This is a genomic window from Armatimonas sp. (assembly GCF_043760365.1).
GTDB lineage: Bacteria > Armatimonadota > Armatimonadia > Armatimonadales > Armatimonadaceae > Armatimonas.
This window is the reverse complement of the sequence record NZ_JAYUPA010001038.1, coordinates 1-2,599: the sequence shown is the minus strand read 5'-3', so window position 1 is coordinate 2,599 and position 2,599 is coordinate 1. Positions and strand designations below refer to the sequence as shown.

The 2,599-nt window shown below is 56.9% G+C and carries 2 protein-coding genes; one reads left to right on the top strand and one right to left on the bottom strand.

The annotated features are described in order from the left end of the window. The first annotated feature begins 15 nt into the window (after positions 1–15). Positions 16–1,137, top strand: coding sequence for an acyltransferase family protein (locus ACH2EH_RS26555; RefSeq protein WP_395146436.1), 1,122 nt, complete (start codon positions 16–18; stop codon positions 1,135–1,137). Here ACH2EH_RS26555 and ACH2EH_RS26550 read toward each other — a convergent pair. After that, positions 1,115–2,425: a Gfo/Idh/MocA family protein gene (locus ACH2EH_RS26550; RefSeq protein ID WP_395146434.1), complete on the bottom strand. Its 1,311-nt coding sequence runs from the start codon at positions 2,423–2,425 to the stop codon at positions 1,115–1,117. The genes ACH2EH_RS26555 and ACH2EH_RS26550 overlap by 23 nt on opposite strands. Between the last annotated feature and the right edge of the window lie 174 nt (positions 2,426–2,599).

The window sequence follows — 2,599 nt, the reverse complement described above, 5'->3', positions numbered from 1 at the left end:
CCGATATGATAGTCTGTGCGCAGAGACGAAAAAACAGCGAATCGCCTGGAGGTACTTGATGGCCTGCGTGGGCTGGCCATCGCCTTGGTAGTGTTTTTTCATTTCTGGCAGAAGTCCTGGTGGAACCCACTGGAGAAACTGCCCTGGCTTGAGTGTCTGCCTCGGCGTGGCTATTTTGGGGTGGAGATCTTCTTCTTTCTGAGTGGCTTTTGCCTCTACTTGCCTTTGGCACGGTCCAGTAAGTGGCCAGGGCTCCGTCACTATTTCTCGCGTCGGGCACTCAAGATCTTGCCCTCCTATTGGCTGTGCTTAGTGGCTGCTCTGCTCTTAATTCCCGAAAGAGAAGTGGCCGTAAATTTCTGGCTTCATTTTTTCTCCCACCTGAGTTTTCTGCACTCACTGACTTTCGAGACCTACGGTTCGATTCATGGTGTCTTCTGGTCGTTAGGAGTCGAGGTACAGTTCTATGTACTCTTTCCTTTGCTGGCGATCTTGTTTATCCGACGTCCGATTATCGGCCCCCTGCTGGGCTGGCTGCTCCTTGCTCTGATTGCCTTTTTTTACCGTCGTTGGGTGGTTCAGGGAGGCATGGAGGGGAGGGGCTATACGATGCAGATGAACCAGCTTCCCGGCTTTCTGGATCTCTTCGGGGGGGGGATGGCGGCAGCGGCGCTCACTGTCGTTTTGCAAAAACGCTTGACGCCACATCCTGCCTGGAGCCTACTTTTAGTGGCAGGTCTGGCGGCTCTGCTGTGGCTCTTTCGCTCAGCCGATAGTCACAATCAGGGGCATGATGCGGCGATAAGCTACCAGGCGGCGATTCGATTTCCGCTTGCATTGCTACTGCTGCTCACCACCATTGGGGGAGCGTTGACGCCGCTGCGCTGTGGGGGACTCCTGCGCTTTTTGGCAGCGATTTCCTACAATCTCTATCTCTGGCACACGCTGGTTGCGACACTCTTACAGAAAGCGATGGGAATCACTGAGCCATGGAAGGTGACGGATGAGGGCTTGCGAATACGCTTCACCCTCGTGGCCTTGGTGGTTTCCCTGGTGGTTGCCGCACTTCTCACCTACGGTTTCGAGCTACCGCTACTGAGACGGGCGAGGCGACCTATTTCCAGTTTCCGCGAGTGAAGTCTGGGAACGTAATGCCCGAGCTGCCTTTCTTGATGGACTCCTCGGAGAGAGGGCCCGGCGCACTCCAGGCGGCGGCATCGTAGACATTGATGTCTGGGGTAAGACCGTTGTGGTAGCACTCAATGACACGGTAGTTCATGATGTAGTCCATCCCACCGTGGCCGCCTAGCTTACGGGCCATGTCGCCCTCTTTCTGCCAGAGTGGATCCTCGTATTGCTTATACAGCTCGGGGCCGACAAAATCCTCGCCGCCTTTTTGGCCCTCTACATAGAAGCGTGCGGGGTAGTCCATGAAGATTCCCTTGCTGCCTTCAATCACATTGAGGCGGGAGTAGGGGCGTGGAAGGGTAACCGTGTGCTGCAGGATAACCGTGCGGCCCTGTGCTGTCTGGATCAGGCTGGTGTTCATATCACCACACTTGTAGACCTCTTTGCGCTTGGGGCTGTCAGCGGGCACGTGGGAGTCTCGGTACTCGGCCAAAGCGACGGACTGGCTACTCATGGAGACGAGCCTTGTGAACCGGTCGCCTTTATGCACCCCCATGTACTGCGCCACTGGGCCCAGGCCATGGGTGGGGTAGAGATTACCATTACGCGTGATATGGGGAGTACGTCGCCACAGTCCCTCGCCAGAGTCCGCAAGCAGAAGACTCCGTAGATCATGGTTGTAGGCTGCCTCCCCATGTACTAGCTCCCCAAAAACACCGCGTTTGCACATATTGAGCACCATGCGCTCCGTGTAGCCGTAGCAGCAGTTCTCTAGCTGAATGCAGTGCTTGCGTGTGCGCTCACTGGTCTCCACCAGCTTCCAGCAGTCCGCAAGTGTCGTGGCGGCAGGCACCTCGACAGCGGCATGCTTACCGTGCTCCATTGCGCAGACAGCCATCGGGACATGCCAGTCCCAAGGGGTGGCGATATAGACGAGGTCAATGTCCTCACGAGCGCAGAGCTTCTCGTAGTCATGATCTCCTGCCCCGTAGACCTGTGGCCGCTTCTGCCCGGCTTTCTCCGCACGGTTGGCAAAGCTCTCCGCCCGCGCACCAACCACATCGCAGACAGCCTTGAACTCGACCCCTTTGATATTGAGCAGATCATTGAACAGCCCACCGCCGCGCCCGCCGCAGCCGATAAACCCGATGCGAACCACATCGCGCTTCTCAAACGGCACACCCATCATCGTCGCCGCCGTCATTGCTGCGGGTGCCGCGATTGGCTCCACCGTCGCACCCATTGCCGTTGCCACGCCCACCGTGGCTACATTTTTAAGAAGGTCTCTTCGCTTCATGTGTGGCATTATACCTTCATGGAAAGAATTCGTGTGGGAGTTTTAGGGCTGGGCCGCAGTGGCTACGGCATTCACTACAAGGCATTTGAGAAGCTACAAGAGACATACGAACTGGTGGCGGTGGCCGACATCAACGGAGTACGTGCAGCGGAGACGGGCACGGAACTTGGCGTG